General features: G+C 40.2%; 14 protein-coding genes and 1 pseudogene. 13 read left to right on the top strand and 2 right to left on the bottom strand.

Features of this window, described 5'->3' with window-relative positions:
- Positions 1-37 precede the first annotated feature (37 nt).
- Positions 38-304, bottom strand: a complete 267-nt coding sequence (locus WBS51_RS09430) for a hypothetical protein (RefSeq protein ID WP_173750030.1) — start codon at positions 302-304, stop codon at positions 38-40.
- A gap of 297 nt (positions 305-601) precedes the next feature.
- Here WBS51_RS09430 and WBS51_RS09425 point away from each other — a divergent pair, with 297 nt between their 5' ends.
- On the top strand, positions 602-1714 hold the full coding sequence (locus WBS51_RS09425; RefSeq protein ID WP_173750029.1) for an ABC transporter ATP-binding protein: 1113 nt from the start codon (positions 602-604) through the stop codon (positions 1712-1714).
- Between the two features lie 71 nt (positions 1715-1785).
- Here the strand turns inward: WBS51_RS09425 and WBS51_RS09420 are convergent, their stop codons facing one another.
- Positions 1786-2670, bottom strand: a complete 885-nt coding sequence (locus tag WBS51_RS09420) for a helix-turn-helix transcriptional regulator (RefSeq protein ID WP_302228839.1) — start codon at positions 2668-2670, stop codon at positions 1786-1788.
- 176 nt (positions 2671-2846) lie between these two features.
- On the opposite strand from WBS51_RS09420, the gene araA reads away from it, so the two are divergent.
- The 12 genes and pseudogenes from araA to WBS51_RS09365 all read left to right on the top strand — a co-directional run bounded on the left by araA (position 2847) and on the right by WBS51_RS09365 (position 19849).
- Positions 2847-4352 carry an L-arabinose isomerase gene (gene araA, locus WBS51_RS09415; protein WP_173750027.1) on the top strand — a complete coding sequence of 502 codons (1506 nt, stop codon included), beginning with the start codon at positions 2847-2849 and terminating at the stop codon, positions 4350-4352.
- Between the two features lie 161 nt (positions 4353-4513).
- Positions 4514-5599: a PucR family transcriptional regulator gene (locus WBS51_RS09410; protein ID WP_173750026.1), complete on the top strand. Its 1086-nt coding sequence runs from the start codon at positions 4514-4516 to the stop codon at positions 5597-5599.
- A gap of 221 nt (positions 5600-5820) precedes the next feature.
- On the top strand, positions 5821-8112 hold the full coding sequence (locus tag WBS51_RS09405; RefSeq protein ID WP_173750068.1) for a hydratase: 2292 nt from the start codon (positions 5821-5823) through the stop codon (positions 8110-8112).
- A 184-nt stretch (positions 8113-8296) separates the two neighbouring features.
- Positions 8297-10420, top strand: a complete 2124-nt coding sequence (locus WBS51_RS09400; protein WP_294461013.1) for a glycoside hydrolase family 3 C-terminal domain-containing protein — start codon at positions 8297-8299, stop codon at positions 10418-10420.
- Between the two features lie 219 nt (positions 10421-10639).
- Positions 10640-11983 (top strand): extracellular solute-binding protein, encoded by a 1344-nt coding sequence (locus WBS51_RS09395; RefSeq protein WP_294461015.1) that lies wholly within the window; start codon positions 10640-10642, stop codon positions 11981-11983.
- 59 nt (positions 11984-12042) lie between these two features.
- The gene (locus WBS51_RS09390; protein ID WP_294461017.1) at positions 12043-12945 is read left to right on the top strand and encodes a carbohydrate ABC transporter permease; all 903 of its coding nucleotides are present in this window, start codon (positions 12043-12045) and stop codon (positions 12943-12945) included.
- A 3-nt stretch (positions 12946-12948) separates the two neighbouring features.
- Positions 12949-13800, top strand: coding sequence for a carbohydrate ABC transporter permease (locus WBS51_RS09385; RefSeq protein WP_294461020.1), 852 nt, complete (start codon positions 12949-12951; stop codon positions 13798-13800).
- A 135-nt stretch (positions 13801-13935) separates the two neighbouring features.
- Complete coding sequence (locus WBS51_RS09380) at positions 13936-15723, top strand: sensor histidine kinase (RefSeq protein WP_294461025.1); 1788 nt, start codon at positions 13936-13938, stop codon at positions 15721-15723.
- Positions 15716-16054: pseudogene (locus tag WBS51_RS15250) on the top strand (response regulator); the annotation flags it as partial. The gene WBS51_RS09380 and the pseudogene WBS51_RS15250, both read left to right, overlap by 8 nt.
- A 12-nt stretch (positions 16055-16066) precedes the next feature.
- Positions 16067-17299: a helix-turn-helix domain-containing protein gene (locus WBS51_RS09375; protein ID WP_342694071.1), complete on the top strand. Its 1233-nt coding sequence runs from the start codon at positions 16067-16069 to the stop codon at positions 17297-17299.
- Positions 17296-18306 carry a hypothetical protein gene (locus WBS51_RS09370; RefSeq protein ID WP_294461030.1) on the top strand — a complete coding sequence of 337 codons (1011 nt, stop codon included), beginning with the start codon at positions 17296-17298 and terminating at the stop codon, positions 18304-18306. Before WBS51_RS09375 ends, WBS51_RS09370 begins: the two co-directional genes overlap by 4 nt.
- A 241-nt stretch (positions 18307-18547) precedes the next feature.
- Positions 18548-19849 (top strand): substrate-binding domain-containing protein, encoded by a 1302-nt coding sequence (locus WBS51_RS09365; protein ID WP_173750070.1) that lies wholly within the window; start codon positions 18548-18550, stop codon positions 19847-19849.
- Positions 19850-20000 lie beyond the last annotated feature (151 nt).

The raw sequence follows: 20000 nt of genomic DNA, 5'->3' as shown, positions 1-20000 counted from the left end.
ATAAAAAATGGAGCAGGCTGCAGCCTTTTGTTGTCTGTCAGTCTTCTTCAATAATCTGTAGTTCCAGATAGTCAAAGTCCAGGATTTCAATAAAATTATCCTGCGAAAACCGTACTTTTGAAAATTTCTGAAAGTCTTTGATGTTGGCATCCAGCCATATGGGGGATGGAAGATCAAACTCATGGCAGATGCAGTCCAGACAGTGAAATACCTTTTTTGTCCGGCTGTTTTTGGTATCATCACAGATCACCGTGCTTTTCTGAATGCGTGTGTCTTTATAAATATTTCCCATTAATCGGAACATGAAAAACGTCCTTTCTGTATTGTAATCGCTTCTATTTCGCATTGTGATATTTATTATAAGGAAGATGAGAAGGGCTGTAAAGCCTGTTTTCAAATCTTTTATGGACAGGTTGTATAGATTGTATATGGAATTTCTGAAAATCAGTCAAAATGACGGGATTGGTTAGGGGATTGTCCATGCTTACAAAGACTTAAAGTAATATTTGGGCATTTGACCTATGGAAAAAAAGCAGGGATAGAGGTATACTAAACACAGTTCAAACGAGAGCAATCGCATATGTTTAGGAGGATAATTAAAATGGCAAGTTTATCATTACAGCATATTAACAAGACTTACCCAAATGGCTTTGAAGCAGTAAAAGATTTCAATCTTGAAATTGCAGATAAAGAATTCATCATCTTCGTAGGACCTTCAGGTTGTGGTAAATCTACAACACTTCGTATGATTGCAGGTCTGGAAGAAATCACAGGCGGTACATTAAAGATTGGCGACAAAGTAGTAAACGATGTAGAACCAAAAGACAGAGATATTGCAATGGTATTCCAGAACTATGCTCTGTATCCACATATGACAGTTTATGACAACATGGCATTTGGTCTGAAACTGAGAAAAGTTCCAAAAGACCAGATTGACAAAATGGTAAAAGAAGCAGCTAAGATTCTTGACCTGGAAAAATTATTAGACCGTAAACCGAAAGCTCTTTCCGGTGGTCAGAGACAGCGTGTTGCTATGGGACGTGCTATCGTGCGTGAGCCTAAAGTATTCTTAATGGACGAACCTCTGTCAAACCTGGATGCAAAACTTCGTGTTCAGATGCGTACTGAGATTTCCAAATTACATGAAAGATTAGGTGCTACCATCATCTACGTTACACATGACCAGACAGAGGCTATGACACTGGGTACAAGAATCGTTGTTATGAAAGACGGTGTTGTACAGCAGGTAGATACACCGCAGACATTATACAATGCTCCATGTAACTTATTCGTTGCTGGATTCATCGGTTCTCCTCAGATGAACTTCTTAGATGCAGTTGTACATGTAAAAGGAAACGATGTTGAATTACAGATTGGCAGCACTACACTTCAGGTACCTGCTTCCAAGAAAAAAGCCCTTATCGAAGGCGGATATGATGGAAAAACTGTTGTTATGGGTATTCGTCCAGAGCATGTATATGACGATGAAGCTCGTATCCAGGCATTCCCGAACAGCACAATCGAAGGAAAAATTACTGTTTACGAATTACTTGGTGCTGAAGTTTATCTGTACTTTGATACAGAAGGATTCTCTATGACAGCAAGGGTAAATCCTCGTACAACAGCAAGAACAGGCGATACTGTTAAATTTGCATTAGACATGGAAAAAGTTCATGTATTTGACAAAGAAACAGAGCAGGTTATTACAAACTAAAAAATGTGAATGAGAATAGAATCCCGTCTGGAGTTTCCAGGCGGGATTTTTGAAAATCGGTGATATTTATTTTAGTCCAACAGCCGTGACCCGGAAAGCGTGGGATTAAAGTTTCCTTTCATACTCTTGATAGAGCGTGAAGTCAGCACATAATCTTCAGGAAGTTCACGAGGAGAAAATCCGGTCATTTCTTTGAAAGTTCTGTTAAAGTGTCGTATGGTATCAAACCCGCACAGAGTAGCGATTTCCGTAATGGACAGGTGTTTTGTGTTGTGCCGAAGCATGTCAATAGCTTTTTCAAGCCGTATGATATTCAGATATCTGGAAAAAGTCATTCCGGAAATGTTTTTAAAAAATTTAGAAAAATAAGGTTGAGACAGTCCCATAAAGCTGCTGGCGTCCGCAAAGGTGAGATAGCTGTATTTTTCTTCAATTTCACTGAGCAGGTTTTTATAATTTTCCATGGAAGTATGGAAGCGGTTTGCTTTTGGTTCCACAAGATTATGTGTCGACAGCGCTTCACAGCGGTAAATGTCCACTAAAAGACTGCGGATAAGGCTGGTGATTTTCAGTTCATAAAAGGGCTGTTTTTCCTTTAATTCATTTTTTACAGTCTGACAGAGCCCCGGAATCAAGGCAGCCATCCAGGAGTCCAGAAGAGGAGAGGCGAATTGTGCCCGTCGGGTAATCTCCTGAATGATAGAGCCGTCAAACATGAGAATGGACGTAATGCTTCCCGGTTCCCCTTTAATATAGTGGATTTCCCCGCTTTCAATGAGAGCCGCTTCTCTGCTGTGAAGGTCATAGGCAGTATGGTTGAGGGAAACCGTTACGCTTCCTTTTTCAATATAAATCAGTTCAAATTCCAGGTGCCAGTGAGGCAAATTGTGCAGGTTTTCATAGCGTCCTGTCCAGGCTCGTTCTTTTCCTTCCCGTTTTTCAAAATTAGCCAGCATATGCAGCCCTCCTTTTGGTATACTGAAACTTTTCTTATACTGTAACAAAAAAGATAATAAATGTCCATATTGCGGCAACAAAGTTCTTTCTTTTTTTGCGCTGGAGAGTATACTGAAACGTAGAAAAAGGAACGAAAAATTGCCGGATGGCAGAGTATAATAGGAGGAAAATTAATATGTTGGAAATGAAAAATTATCAGTTCTGGTTTTGTACAGGTTCACAGGATTTATATGGACAGGAATGTCTGGAGCACGTGGCAGAGCACTCCAAAATTATGGTAGACAGATTAAATGAATCAGGGGTACTTCCCTATGAAGTGGTATGGAAACCAACTCTTTTGACAAATGCTATGATTCGTCAGACCTTTAATGAGGCCAATGCAGAGGAGACCTGTGCAGGTGTGATTACCTGGATGCACACCTTTTCGCCTGCAAAATCCTGGATTTTGGGACTGCAGGAATACAGAAAACCGCTGCTGCATTTGCACACACAGTTTAACAGAGAAATTCCATATGATTCCATTGATATGGATTTCATGAACGAAAACCAGTCTGCTCACGGAGACAGAGAATACGGTCACATTGTTAGCCGCATGAGAATGGAGCGCAAGGTGATTGTAGGCTTCTGGGACGACAAAGAAGTGCAAAAGAGAATAGCTTCCTGGATGCGTACCGCAGTAGGGGTGATTGAAAGCAGCCATATCCGTGTTATGAGAATTGCGGATAACATGAGAAATGTAGCGGTTACAGAAGGTGATAAGGTAGAAGCGCAGATTAAGTTCGGCTGGGAAGTAGACGCTTATCCGGTCAATGAGATTGCAGACGCAGTAAATCAGGTTTCTAAGGGAGATACCGATGCCCTGGTGGAAGAATATTATGATAAATATGACATTCTTCTGGAAGGCAGAGATGCGGATGAATTCCGAAGACATGTGGCTGTACAGGCACAGATTGAAATTGGTTTTGAACGTTTCCTGGAAGAGAAAAACTATCAGGCTATTGTGACACATTTCGGTGATTTGGGCTGTCTGCAGCAGCTTCCGGGTCTGGCTATTCAGAGGCTTATGGAAAAAGGCTATGGCTTCGGCGGAGAAGGTGACTGGAAAACAGCGGCCATGGTTCGTCTGATGAAAATTATGACACAGGGCAAAAAAGACGCAAAAGGAACTTCCTTTATGGAAGATTACACATACAATCTGGTTCCGGGAAAAGAAGGAATTCTGGAGGCTCACATGCTGGAAGTGTGCCCGACGATTGCAGAAGGGCCAATCAGCATCAAATGCCAGCCGCTGTCCATGGGAGACCGGGAAGACCCGGCAAGACTGGTGTTTACATCCAAGACAGGAAAGGGTATTGCAACTTCTCTTATTGATTTAGGAGACAGATTCCGTCTGATTATCAATGAGGTAAACTGCAAAAAGGTGGAACAGCCAATGCCGAAGCTTCCGGTAGCTACGGCTTTCTGGACACCGGAACCAAGTCTGCAGACAGGTGCTGAGGCGTGGATTCTGGCAGGCGGTGCGCACCACACAGCATTCTCCTACGATTTAACCTCAGAGCAGATGGGAGACTGGGCAGCAGCCATGGGCATTGAGGCGGTTTACATTGACAAAGATACCACCATTTGCAATCTGAAAAATGAACTTCGCTGGAATGAGGCAGCCTATAGACTAAACCTTTAAAATTCCAATATACCTGAAGAATCAAGATAAGAGTCCTCCGGGGAAGCGGTATCTGACCGTTTACCCGGGGGACTTTTGCCATATACGGCTTGCCAATTAAAAAAAAATAATGTATTATTATTTTAGAAAATCCCGGGACGGACCCAAAGGAGAGAGGAATTATGATTTCAAGCCAGGTAATACAAAAAACATTAGATGAACTGAGAATGATTACAAGAATTGATTTGTGTGTCATGGATATAGATGGGAAAGTCAACTCTACCACGTTTGCTACAGAGGAAGAAGATTTCGGTGATGTGAGAGCTTTTGCAGAATCTATGGCAGACAGCCAGGTGATGAAGGGCTGCCATTTCTTTAAGATTTATGATAATCAGACAGTAGAATATATACTGGTTGCCAAAGGAGGCAATGAAGATGCCTACATGATTGGCCGTGTGGCAGTAGCGGAGATTCAGAACCTGATTGTGGCTTACAAAGAGCGTTTTGACAAATCCAACTTTATTCAGAACCTGATTCTGGACAACCTGCTTTTGGTAGATGTTTACAACAGAGCAAAAAAACTGCACATTCCTGTGGAATCTAAGAGAGTAGTCCTGCTGGTGGAAACCAGAAATGAAAAGGACCAGGATTCCATGGAAATTTTGAAAAATCTGTTCATTGCCAGAAACAATGACTTTATTACTGCTATTGATGAGAAGAACATTATCATTGTCCGCACTTTGGAAGAGAGCGACGGATACGAAGAAATCGAAAATATTGCAAGTATGATTGTGGATATGTTAAATGCAGAGGCCATGTCTCAGGTTCGTGTTTCTTATGGTAACATTATTCACGAAATCAAGGATGTATCACGCTCCTATAAAGAAGCGAAGATGGCTCTGGACGTAGGAAAAATCTTCTATGTGGAGAAAAATATTGTAGGCTATAACAATCTGGGAATCGGACGTTTGATTTATCAGCTTCCTATGCCTCTTTGTGAAATGTTCATGAAAGAAGTATTTGGGGGCAAACTTCCGGAATCTCTGGATGATGAGACGCTCAATACCATTAACAAATTCTTTGACAACAACCTGAATATTTCTGAGACTTCCAGACAGCTGTTTCTGCACAGAAATACACTGGTGTACAGACTGGAAAAAATTCAGAAGAGTACAGGACTGGATATCCGCGTTTTTGATGACGCGCTGACCTTTAAGATTGCGCTGATGGTATCCAGCTACATGGATTTCATGAAAAATCAGGATTAATTGATAAGTATAACATAAAACTGCTGCAGAAAACAGGGAACAGAAAGTGTTCAAAACCGGTTTTCTGCAGCAGTTTCTTATTTTTCAGGCAGAAATAGAAATCGGGTGCATCCTCGTGTATTATTGTATACAATTATTTTATTGCGATAAATTACTTGCTTTTTAAAGCGATAAAATTTATAATGGTAGAAAATACGTTAAGAACAGACGGAGGGAAAGCCATGATTCAATTATATAAAAACGGTGCCTGGCTGATAAACGGAACAGAGCTGGTGGAGGATTCCCCGGAAGCGAAAGCACAGATTCAGCAGAAGTATGACAAAGTTGTTCCCGGTAAGGAAGAGGCGGGAAAGAATACCATTGCCTATTCTATTTTACAGGCGCACAATACATCAGACAATATGGAAGACCTGAAAATCAAGTTTGACAAACTGACTTCTCATGATATTACCTTTGTGGGAATTATTCAGACGGCCAGAGCCTCAGGACTGGAAAGATTTCCAATTCCCTATGTGCTGACAAACTGCCACAATTCCCTGTGCGCAGTAGGCGGAACCATTAATGAAGATGATCATATGTTTGGCCTGACCTGTGCCAAACGTTATGGCGGTGTGTACGTACCTCCACATCAGGCTGTGATTCATCAGTTTGCCAGAGAAATGCTGGCAGAGGGAGGGAAGATGATTCTGGGCTCTGACAGCCATACCCGCTATGGGGCGCTGGGCACTATGGCAATGGGGGAAGGCGGACCGGAACTGGTAAAACAGCTTCTGGGAAGAACTTACGATATTAAACGTCCCGAAGTTGTGGGCGTGTATCTCACCGGGAAACCAGTGCCGGGGGTAGGACCTCAGGATGTTGCCCTGGCCATTATCGGCGCAGTGTTTGAGAGCGGTTATGTGAAAAATAAAGTGATGGAATTTGTAGGGCCCGGCGTGGAAAATTTAAGTGCAGATTACCGTATCGGTATTGATGTTATGACTACAGAAACCACTTGTTTGTCATCTATCTGGAAGACCGATGACAAGATAAAGGAATTTTACGAAATCCACGGCAGAGGCGGGGACTTTAGAGAACTGAACCCGAAAGAGGTGGCCTATTATGACGGACTGGTTTATGTGGATTTGAGCCAGATAAGACCTATGATTGCCATGCCGTTCCACCCAAGCAATACATATACCATTGAAGAATTGAATGCAAATCTTATGGATATTTTGGAGGATGTGGAGAAGAAGGCGCAAATCAGTCTGGACGGAAAGATACCATATACGCTGAAAGATAAAGTGAAAAACGGCAGACTGTGTGTAGAACAGGGAATTATTGCAGGCTGTGCAGGCGGAGGTTTTGAAAATATCTGTGACGCAGCGGATATTTTAAGAGGGGCCAGCATTGGTGCAGACGCTTTTACTTTAAGTGTTTACCCGGCAAGTACGCCGATTTATATGGAGCTTGCTAAAAATGGTGTGCTGGCCGACTTGCTGCAGACCGGAGCAGTAGTGAAGACAGCCTTCTGCGGTCCATGCTTCGGCGCAGGGGACACACCGGCAAATAATGCGCTGAGTATTCGACACTCTACCAGAAACTTCCCTAACCGGGAAGGCTCTAAGATTCAGAATGGACAGATTTCTTCTGTGGCTCTTATGGATGCCCGATCCATTGCAGCAACCGCAGCCAATAAGGGACGGCTTACCCCTGCAACGGAATATGCAGGAGAATACAGAAGACCGGTTTATCACTTTGACGGACAGATTTACGAAAATCGCGTTTTTGACAGTAAGGGAAAGGCAGATTCCAGTGTGGAAATCCAGTTTGGACCGAATATTAAGGACTGGCCGTCTATGCCGAAACTGACAGATAATCTGCTCTTAAAGACCGTAGCAGAGATTCATGACCCGGTAACCACTACGGATGAACTGATTCCTTCCGGGGAAACTTCTTCTTACCGCTCCAATCCGCTGAAACTGGCAGAATTTGCTCTGTCCAGAAAAGCGCCGGATTATGTGGGGCTGGCAAAAGAGATTCAGAAGGCGGAACTGGCCAGAGAGCAGGGCGAAAATCCAGTAAAGGCTGTGCCGGAACTGGAAGGCGTCTGGAGCAAAATCAAAGAAGCCTGCCCGGAGGCAGATGTGGAAAATACCGGAATCGGAAGCACGATTTTCGCTGTGAAACCGGGAGACGGTTCTGCCAGAGAACAGGCGGCTTCCTGCCAGAAAGTGCTGGGAGGATGGGCAAACATTGCCAATGAATACGCAACCAAGAGATACCGTTCCAATCTGATGAACTGGGGTATGCTGCCGTTCCTGATTCCGGAAGGCAAGCTGCCGTTCCGGAAAGGAGATTTCATTTTTGTTCCCGAAATCCGAAAAGCGGTGGAAGAGGGCAGCAGGGAAGTCCGTGCCCTGGCTGTAGGAGAAACAGTCACAGAGTTCACTCTGGGCCTGGGAGAAATGACGGAGGATGAGCGAGAGATTATTCTCCAGGGATGTTTGATTAATTATTATCGGGCGAAGTAAGGATAGTGTATTGTGTCACGCATACAGTACCCTGGTTGCGCAGTCTGGCATAAATTTTTCTGAAATCCGAAGGTGATATTTAAAAAAGCAATATTTGGGCAATAATGCGCATTTATAGTAATGACGAATTTGGAAAAACCAGTAAAATAAAGGTTAAGAAATACAAGAGACCGGAGGATGCAGTATGAAAAATCATAGAAAAGAAAGAGCCCAGGCGCGGGAAAAGGCAAAAAAACTGGTGGCTCAGATGACACTTATGGAAAAGGCAGCGCAGCTTCGTTATGATGCGGCACCAGTGGAAAGACTGGGAGTTCCCACCTACAATTACTGGAATGAGGCTTTGCACGGTGTGGCAAGAGCGGGAGTAGCAACCATGTTTCCCCAGGCCATTGGAATGGCAGCAGCCTTTGATGAGGAAGCTATGGAAAGAGTAGGGGATATCATTGCTACAGAAGGAAGAGCAAAATACAATGAATATTCCAAACACGATGACAGAGATATTTACAAAGGACTGACTTTCTGGTCACCTAACGTAAATATTTTCCGTGACCCAAGATGGGGCAGAGGACATGAGACATACGGAGAGGACCCGTATCTGACTTCACGTCTGGGCGTGCGGTTCGTGGAAGGTCTGCAGGGAGACGGGCCGGTGATGAAAGCCGCGGCTTGTGCGAAACATTACGCAGTGCACAGCGGACCAGAGGCCATCCGCCATGAATTTAATGCAGAGTGCAGCATGAAGGATATGTGGGAAACGTACCTTCCGGCTTTTGAGGCATTGGTAACCGAGGCGGATGTGGAGGCTGTTATGGGCGCTTATAACCGTACTAATGGAGAGCCATGCTGCGGACATCAATATCTCATGGAAGAGGTTTTGAGAGGAAAATGGAAATTTGATGGACATTTTACTTCCGACTGCTGGGCAATCAAAGATTTCCATGAATTTCATAAAGTGACGAAAAATGCCAGAGAATCTGCAGCGCTTGCTCTTAAACGGGGCTGTGATGTGAACTGTGGAAATACATATCTGCATCTTTTGGGGGCTGTGGAAGAAGGACTCATTACAGAAGAAGAAATTACCACATCGGCAGAACGTCTGATGACTACCAGATACCTGCTTGGCTTATTTGAAGGAAGCGAATATGATAAGATTCCTTATGAAGTGGTGGAATGTAAAGAGCATATAGAAGCGGCTCTGGATATGGCGAGAAAAGGCAGTGTACTTTTGAAAAATGACGGTGTGCTGCCTCTGGACAAGACCAAACTGCAGACCATTGGTGTTATCGGTCCAAATGCCAACAGCCGTGCGGCATTGATTGGAAATTACCATGGTACTTCTTCCAGATACATTACAGTTTTGGAAGGGATTCAGGATGAAGTGGGAGACGACGTGCGGGTGCTGTATTCCGAAGGGTGTCAGCTTGCAAAGGACAGAGCGGAAAATCTGGCATGGACACAGGACAGGATTTCGGAGGCAGTGATTACTGCAGAACACAGTGATGTGGTGATTCTCTGTGTAGGACTTGATGAAACTCTGGAAGGGGAAGAAGGAGATACTGGAAACAGCGATGCTTCCGGTGATAAGAAAGACCTTCATCTTCCGAAAGTGCAGGAAGAGCTCATTGAAAGAGTGACAGCTGTAGGAAAACCTACTATCCTAGTGCTTATGGCAGGGAGCGCTATTGATTTGAACTATGCAGAAGAAAACTGCAGCGGTATTCTTCTGGCCTGGTATCCGGGTGCCAGAGGCGGAAAAGCTGTGGCAGACCTGTTGTTTGGCAAGGTATCTCCGTCGGGAAAACTACCTGTTACTTTCTACAAGGATTTGGAAGGTATGCCGGAATTTACGGATTACTCTATGAAAAACCGTACTTACCGCTACATGGAAGGAGAGGCTTTATATCCCTTTGGATATGGGCTGACCTATGGAGCTGTACGGGTGAAGGAAGTGCAGGTTTTAAATGCTGTGACCGGAGAAAGCGATATAGAAGTGCAGGTAGCAGTGGAAAACAGGGGAGGCACAGACACAGAAGACGTGGTACAGATTTACATAAAAGATATGGAATCGCCACTGGCTGTGAGAAATTACAATCTGTGTGCTTTTCACAGGGTATTTTTGAAGGCTGGCGAAAGTCAGACTCTGACCTTGACCGTTCCGAACCGTGCTATGGAAGTGGTTGATGAACAGGGAAACCGCCGTATTGACAGCAAGAATTTCAAGCTGTTTGTGGGAGTTTCACAGCCGGATAAGAGAAGTGAAGAACTTACCGGAGAAAAAACAGTGGAAGTGACTGTGACACTAAAATAGGTCATAATATAAAAATATAAGAGAAAAAAGCTGAAGTAAATGTTTTATAGAGACATTTTATTTCAGCTTTTTTTGTGAGGTATTTATAAAATATATTTGAAAACTGCAAAGACAATGGTAAGAATTTTATAGAATCAGGATAGATTATTAAATGGTTTAAAAGAAAAGAGTTTGCTATCATGTAACTACAAAATAAATGAACAAAAAGGAGAAACGGTTATGAAAAGAAAATTAGCAGTGGCAACAGCGCTTACAATGTCAGCACTTATGGGACTGTCTCTGGGCGGTTGTGGCTCTACAGGTGGCGGTCAGACAGGCAATTCATCCTCCGATAAAAAAACAGATGATGACAAGACAATTACTTTTTGGAACGTAGGCACGGAAGGTGCAGATAAAGAAACTTATGAGATGGCAATTGAAATGTTCAACAAAAATAATAAAGATGGCTGGACAATCGAAAATGTTCCAACCCAGAATGATAAGTACAAAGAGAAGCTGGTAATTGCCATGAGTTCAGGAGAGTGTCCAGATATGTATACAAGTTGGTCTGGAGGTCCAATGAACGAATACATTAAATCTGGTTATGCACAACCATTGGATGATTTGTATGAAAAATATGGATTGAAGGATCGTTTTATGGAAGGCGCGTTGGAACAGGCCAGTTATGATGGAAAATTATATGCGATTCCAGTGAAAAACATTTCTGTGGCGGGTATTTATTATAATAAAGATTTATTTGAGAAATATAATATTGAAGTTCCAAAGACATTAGAAGACCTGGAGAAAGCATGCGATACTTTTTTGGAAAATGGAATTACTCCGTTTACACTGGCTAATTCTACAAAATGGACAGGTTCTATGTATTTTCAATGTCTAGCCGCAAGGAAAGGTGGATTGGAACCATTCCAGAAAGCGGCAGACGGTACTGGCTCTTTTGAAGATGAGTCCTTTGAATGGGCAGGAGAAAAAATACAGGAATGGGTTAATAAAGGTTATTTCCCAGATGGTTTTAATTCTATGAGTGAAGATGATGGGCAGTCAAGGCAATTATTTTATCAGGAAACGGCAGCTATGTATCTGATAGGTTCCTGGGCTACAGCAAATTTAAAGACGGATAGTGAAGATGGCGGCAGCGATTTTTATGATAAAGTTGGATGGTTTTCGTTCCCGGCTATCAGTGATTCCAATGCTGATTCTTCTATTTTGTGCGGGACTATGGGAGACCAGTTTATTTCCTTTAACTGTGAAGGTGAAAAATTGGATGCTGCATTTGAATTGGCGAGCTATCTTTCCAGTGAGGAAGTTGTAGATTTTATGGTAGACTCAAGTCTGATTCCTCCGGTTAAGGGAATTGAAGATAAAATCACAGATCCGGTTTCGAAATCTATTGTAGAAGCGGCAAATAATGCTTCAGCAGTACAGTTATGGTATGACCAGTATCTTGACCCAAGTGTGGCAAATGCACACTTAGATGGAAATCAGGAAGTATTCGGATTGACAATGACTCCGGCAGAGGCAAATAAAAAAATGCAGGATGCACAACAGGAATATCTGAACAAATAGTAGAAAAGGGGGATGATTCCCTCTTTTCTAACAGGAAAATTTTGAATTGAGGTGAAATTATGAAACAGGCCGCAAATGCGTTGGGAAAACGCAGACAGAAATCTACAAATCAGGCAGCGTTTGTTTTTCTTTTACCGGTTATGGTAATTATGTGTGTGTTCATTTTTTATCCAATTGTGGATTCATTTAGAATTAGTACACTGGAATGGAATGGAATTTCTGCGGAGAAAACATTCATAGGACTCGATAACTGGATAAAGTTAGTCCAAGATAAAAATTTTTGGATGGCATTTAGAAACAACATTATTATTATGGTTCTATCTATAGCGATTCAGATTCCTATAGGCTTAGCAGAGGCGACCTTTATCGAATTTGCAGGAAAAAAATCTACAATTTTTAAAGTACTTTGGTTTATCCCTATGCTTATGTCCTCCGTTGCTATTGGTTTTTTGTTTACATATGCACTTGCTTCTAATGGTGGAATTGTCAGTACAATTTCTCAATTATTTGGAGGCGGCAATATAGATTTACTGGGGAATCCAAAGACTGCACTAATCACTGTAATCTTTGTTATAGCATGGCAGTTTGTACCATTTTATATGGTTTATACCATGGCTGCATATACGAATATTTCAGAAGACGTATATGAGGCCTCTTTGATAGATGGAGCAACAAAAGGACAATATTTTTGGAAAATAGCACTTCCGCTTCTGACACCGTCATTAAAGAGTGCGGCCATTCTTTCTATGGTTGGTTCTCTTAAATATTTTGATTTGATTTATGTTATGACAGGCGGAGGACCTGGAAATTCTACAGAATTAATGGCTACCTATATGTATAAAAAAGCATTTACAGAATTTAATATGGGATATGGTTCTGCGGCAGCAGGAGGCATGTTTTTATTGATTACTTCTCTTTCCTTAATTACCATGCGCCTTATCAATGGAAAAAAGGAGGACTAGATAATGGAAGAACGTTATAAGAAAACAAAAATAAAGAGCACAGTGAGCTGGATAATTGCGATTGTTTTGGCTCTCACAGCCACAATCGTGGCAATTTTACCATTTGTGTTTATGATTATTAATTCTTTTAAGAATAAATTTGAAATGCTTACAAAGGGTGTTTTTGCGTTGCCGCAAAAGATTGACCTGGCTAATTATAAGGAAGTGCTTAGCGGCGGGTTTGCAGGATATTTTTTAAACAGTGTATTTCTGTTGGCAGTAGTGTTGGCATTGATTTTGTTTATTTCTGCCTGTGCAGCTTATCCTCTTTCTCGTTTTAAATTTAAACTAAATGGATTTATTTATGGAATTATTGTTGCCTGTATGTCTATTCCGATTCACATTACGCTGATTCCGGTATTTCAGATGACAAAAAATGTAGGAATTTATGACTCTATCTGGGCTTTGATAGGGCCAGATGTGGCATTTGCACTTCCAATTTCTGTATTTATTCTTACCAGCTTTATGAAAGGAATTCCAAAAGAAATTGAGGAGTCTGCGGAGATTGATGGATGCAACAAATATAAGATGTTTTTCAAAATGATATTACCCCTTGCAAAGCCGGGTTTATCTACATTGGCTATTTACAATGGAGTGAATGTATGGAATGAATTCAGTTTTGCATATACTTTGACTCAGTCCGTTCAGAGTAGGACATTGCCGTTAGCTGTATGGGATTTTCAAGGACAATATGCTATGAATACACCAATGATTATGGCAGTTTTGACTTTGACAGTTCTTCCAATGATTATTCTTTTTATTCTTGCACAGGATAAACTTGTAAAAGGTATGACGGCAGGTGCTGTAAAAGGATGATGTTACATTGTGGAAAATACATAATAATGTTAATATGGAAAAGCGTGTAAAACACTTTGGGATAAAAGAAAGGTATCGAATTTGCAAAGTTCGGTACCTTTCCGTATACAGATAGCAGGGAAGGCGGACAGAGGAATGAGAAAAAAGAGACAGAAGGTAAAGTTTAGGGAGAAGTGGAGAAAGCTGTGGAGTGTAGAGAAAAAAATTCACTTTGTAATGCTGACAGTGATTATTAGTCTGACTTTGATTGCTATTATTGTGTCTACCGTGTTTTTAACGAATGCTTTGACAGAACAAAATAGGCAATATGCATCAGAACAGTTAGGAATTATGGCTTCGGATTGTGAAGGAAATCTGGAACAGTATAAAGCACTTATGATAGCTACTGTGTTGGATGATTCGATACAGGAATACTGTCGTAGTGAATCTTTGCAGACGGCAGATAAAGTGTCAGATAATGTATATAGGGTATTGCAAAATATATTGAATATCCAGTCTAATGCCAACTTTGTAGCAGTTATAAATGGTAGAAATGAGAAATATGTCTACAACGGAAATTCAGGAATGACAGAGACTAATTTTGAAGAAATATATGAAACAGACTATAACGAGAATATTAAAAATCAAGACAGCAATAATATTGTTTTTAGTTTTTCTAACCATTATTACAGAGGAAAAAAATATACATTGACAGCCTATTTCCCTGTGTTTTCCAGTCAGCATGTAGGAGAAATAAATGGAACTATTGTTATGAATTTAGATGATAATATTCTTACACAATTGCAAAAAAAGAGAAAAGTTCCTTATTCTCAGATGTATCTCACGGATATGGAGGGACGGATTGTTTCGGGAAACCAAGAGAAAGAAAGTGCAGATAAGGTGAGGTATGGGAAATGGCTGAAGGGAAACAGTGGTTCTATACAAAAAGAAGGAAAATTGATTAATTATCAAAAAGTGGGGGAATGGAATTATTATTTAATTGATGAGATGCCGCTTTTTTATTTGTATAAAGACTGCATAGGGGTAATAGGAATATTGCTTATCAGTACGGTTATTATTATGCTGATTGCAGTTATTATTTCAAGAAAACTAATAGGAAGTCTTTATGCTCCCATGAATAAAATCATCCAAAAAATGAATGCGGTTTCAAAGGGGAATTTGAGAACTCGAATTAGTAATACGGATATGGATAGAGACAGTCAGCAACTGGCTGATGGATTTAATTTAATGATGAATGAAATTGATGTATTACTTGGAAAAGTGAAAAAAGAGCAGGAACAATTGAATCAAATGAAACTGAATAGCCTGCAATCCCAAATTCAGCCGCATTTTCTTTACAATACTTTAGAGTGTATTCATTGGCAGGCTGCTTCTGAGGGAAATCATGAAGTTTCTACTATGGTAAAAGCCCTTGCAAAGTTTTATCGCATATGTCTCAGCAAGGGAGAAGATATCATTCCACTGGCTACAGAATTAGAACACATTCGTCAATATATCATTATCCAAAATATGAGATATGGAGATATTATTGATATGGAAATTTTAATTCCTAAGCAATATGAAACGATTTTAATTCCTAAAATTACACTTCAGCCTCTGGTAGAAAATTCTATTTATCATGGAATTAAGGTCAAAGAAGGACGAACAGGAAAGATTTGGATATATGTGGAACCAAGTGAAAAGGATTTTTATCTGGTTGTATCTGATAATGGGGAGAGGCTGAACCAGAAACAGATTCAGCACATAAATGAAAGCCTTTCTTTTTTTGACAGAGATATAGGATATGGAATTAATAATGTTAATAAAAGAATTGAATTGATGTTTGGAAAAAAATATGGATTAAAGTTTTATCAAAATGAAAAATCTGGAATCAGTGTAAAAATAAAACTGCCTGGAACTGCGGAGGAGTCAGAAAATGTATAAAATATTGATTGTTGATGATGAACGAATGATTAGAATGGGGATAGAGAAAACAATTAATTGGAAAAGCCTGAAAATCGGAGAGGTTTATACAGCTGCATCTGCAAGAGAAGCTATGGAAATGATAGAGAAGTATAAACCGAATATTTTAATTACAGATATTAGCATGACAGAAATGTCAGGGCTGGATTTGGTGGGAATTATACGGGAACAGGAATCTGATATGCGTATTATTATTCTTACAGGATATGACAGATTTGATTATGCAAGACAGGCTTTACAGCTCCAGGTTCATGATTTTTTGCTCAAACCGATTGATGAGCGGGAACTTACGGAAAGTATACGAATGCAGATACAGAAAATCGAGGAAATAAAAGAAGAAAAACAAAGAACTTTGAATATAAAAAGAACAGAAGGAGTGTACCAGCAAGAATATCTGGAGTCTGTAATCTGGGATTACATGAAAGGAAATACGGTAGAAGCACAAAGAGAACAGGAATTTTTGCAGCAGTTCGGATTTGAGAGAAATGAAATGATGCGAATTGGAATTGTGATACCGGATAAAAAAACGGATCAGAGTTCAGATGAGGAAAAATTTTATCATCAAATGATGAAGCAAATTGCAATGAATTTGATAGATGACTGCAATAAAGGAATTACCATAACGGACGGAGAAGATCATTTAATTATAGTTTTCTTTTCCGGTTATGGAGAGGAGAAATTTGATACCTCTTCAGAAGCAGAAGAGTTAATGGATATTTTAAGAAACGAATGTAATGCAGAGCCTAAATTGGTTTTTGGAAGTGAAGTTTCAGGATTCAAAAACTTGCAAGTATCGTATAATGATGCTTTGTATGTGGTAAAAAGTGAAAGAAAAGAAATAGCAGATGTTTTTTATAGCAAAACAGATTCTAAGAGGAATGATATTTTTCAAGAGGTTTTCAGAGAATTTAAACAGGCTTGTATTCTTAATTGTTCCAATATTGAACAAGTTATGCATATTTTAAAACGTTTTAAAAGAGCAGTGGAATCTTATAATCTGGGAAGGAAATATGCAATAAATTGCTATTTTGAATTAGCTTCAGCTATTTATTTTTCTTACATTAATGAAACAGGAAATACTCCGGAGGAGAGCCTTAATTCTTTTACCCAGTCTTTAGTGGGGACTGACAAAGAGAAAGCAGAAGAAGTAACAGAAATGTTTCTTCAGAAAATATTGGCAAAAGAGGAGGGAGACGAACATGAGATTATCAGGAAAGTCAAGAATATGATTCATGAAGACTTAAATCAGGATTTAACAGTTGCCAATCTTGCCGCTCAGTTGTATGTGTCCCCTAACTATTTGTCAAGGTTATTTAAGCAAATAACAGGGGAAGGGTGTAACGAATATATTGTGCGTAAAAGAATTGAGAAAGCAAAATCCTTGTTGGAGACAACTAGCTTAAAAACAGGAGAAATTGCTATGATGGTAGGATATCATGATATGAATTATTTTTCCCTGGCCTTTAAGAAACATATAGGAAAAGCACCGACAAAATATAGAAATATTGTGCAAAAGCAGGAAAGGGCAGATTCATGAAATACATATATAGAAAGAAAATAGTTATGGTCACTGCATTGTTACTTTTAAGTGTATTGTGCAGTTGCAGAGAGAAACAAGAAAATAAGATTTCCGAAAAGAAGATAAATTATGAAAAAGAAGAGAATAGCATAGAAGTGTGGAAAGAAGAGCTTACGTTTGAAGAGGAGGAAGTTCCCAGTGCGGCGTCCGTTAGAGGCATGCAGGTTATAAAAGAGGGGGAAGTAAAGTTTGCTGTTTCCTATGAACCAAGAGAATATAAAAATTCTTATGACTGTTGGGCTATGTCTGTTCCGTATCATTCCTGGGTATCTGTAGATACAGAAAGATTGTATGAATATTTCTCATGTTTGGAAAATCTTTCATTAGAAAAAATTACTGATATACCAGAAAATACAGGATTGGAAGATAGTCAAACGTCTCTGTTTATAGCATACTATAGTGGACAAAATCAGCAAGAGCAGGGACAAGCAGAACCAGACAAAGGGATTACTTATCAGATAGGACTGAAAAATGCAAATGGAGATTATTATGTGAAAATAAATGAAGAAGAAGGGGTATGGCAGGCCGATGGAGCGGTTGTGAATGAACTTTTAAATCTGAATCCATTTGATTGTGTGCTAAAGGTAGCGAACGTGGTTAGTATTGAAACGATATCTACAGTAGATATAGATATAGAGGGAAAAAAATATATCATAGATTTTACAGACGGAGAAAGCTGCAGATTTAATAAGAAAAAGGTAGAGAAAGAAGAGGCATATGAACTGTATACTTCTTTAATAAGTATTTTTGTGGAAAAAGAAAATTTGAAAAAGGAACATACAGGAGAGATACCATTACTCACAATAACTTATAATCGAAATATGGATTCGGCACCCAGAATAGTAGAAGAATTTTATGCGTATAATGAGGAATACGCTTCTGTTAGTATAAATGGAGATGAAATTTTTCTGGTTGACAGAGAATCCGTAGATACTCTTATTGCCCAAATCCAATCGGCTTTCTGATTGCTCAGTATGATTTCAAAAAATATGCTTAGAATACCTTGTATCTGAGTGCGGTTAAAATATCCATATTTCGACAAAATATATGAAAATATTATACCATATAACCAATAAAATCTTAAAAATTTCAATGTAAAGCGAAAAAAATTCTATGTTTTATTTCCTGGATATTGTGTATAGTGTCAATATCAATAAAAGGCACGGACGAAAAAGAAAATGTGCCGATGGAAGGGAGAATATTTCAATGAAAAGAAAATTAGCAGTATTAACAATGGCAGCCGTTTTAGGTCTTTCCGCTGTTGCATGTGGTTCTGAACCAGCAAAAGACACAGCGAAAACAGAGGATACCGGCAAAACAGAAGACACTGGAAAAACAGAGGGTTCTGAAGTGGCGAACAAAGACAAACCTCTGGTATGGTTCAACCGTCAGCCGTCTAACAGCTCTACAGGTGAGTTGGACATGAACGCTCTGAACTTTAACAAAGATACATATTATGTAGGATTTGACGCAAACCAGGGTGCTGAACTGCAGGGACAGATGGTGAAAGAATACATCGAAAAAAATGCAGATACTATTGACCGTAATGGCGATGGCGTAATCGGATATGTTCTGGCTATCGGTGATATCGGACATAATGATTCTATCGCACGTACAAGAGGTGTTCGTAAAGCTCTTGGAACAGGTGTAGAAAAAGACGGCGCTATTAACAGTGAGCCGGTTGGAACAAACGTAGACGGAAAAGCTTCTGCAGTACAGGACGGTTCTTTAGAAGCTGGCGGAAAGAAATTCGTAGTTCGTGAGTTGGGTTCTCAGGAAATGAAGAACTCTGCAGGCGCTACATGGGACGCAGCTACAGCCGGTAACGCAATTGGAACATGGTCATCTTCCTTTGGTAAAGAAATTGATGTTGTTGTTTCTAACAACGATGGTATGGGAATGTCGATGTTCAATGCATGGTCAAAAGAAAACAAAGTTCCTACTTTCGGATACGATGCGAACAGTGATGCAGTAGCAGCCATTGCAGAAGGCTACGGCGGAACCATCAGCCAGCATGCAGATGTACAGGCTTACTTAACACTTCGTGTTCTTCGTAACGCATTAGATGGTGTTGATATTGATACAGGTATCGGTACAGCAGATGAAGCTGGAAACGTTCTTAGTGACCAGGAATATGTATACAAAGAAGACGAGCGTTCTTACTACGCATTAAACGTAGCTGTAACCGCAGACAACTATCAGGATTTCACAGACTCTACTAAGACCTTCGAGCCTGTATCCAAACAGTTAGATGAAAGCAAATCTCCTTCCAAGAAAGTATGGCTGAACATTTACAATGCTTCTGATAACTTCTTAAGCTCTACATACCAGCCGCTTCTTGAAAAATATGATGACCTTCTGAACTTAGACGTTGAATACATCGGTGGTGACGGACAGACAGAGTCCAACATTACAAACCGTCTTGGAAACCCGGGTCAGTATGATGCATTTGCTATTAACATGGTGAAAACAGACAATGCAGCTTCTTACACAGCTTTACTGCAGTAATTCATAACTCAGTAGCGTTTATGTAAAACGATGACAGACGGAGGGTGTCGCGTTAAGACAGTGTTTTTGATAATGTCCTTAATGCAGCAGCCTCCGTTCAATCTGAAAGCGAGAGTGCGCTGCAATACCAATATACAGATACAGGAGTAAA

It is taken from the genome of Blautia acetica (assembly GCF_038739805.1).
GTDB lineage: Bacteria > Bacillota > Clostridia > Lachnospirales > Lachnospiraceae > Blautia.
This window is presented reverse-complemented; position numbering and strand designations above follow the sequence as displayed.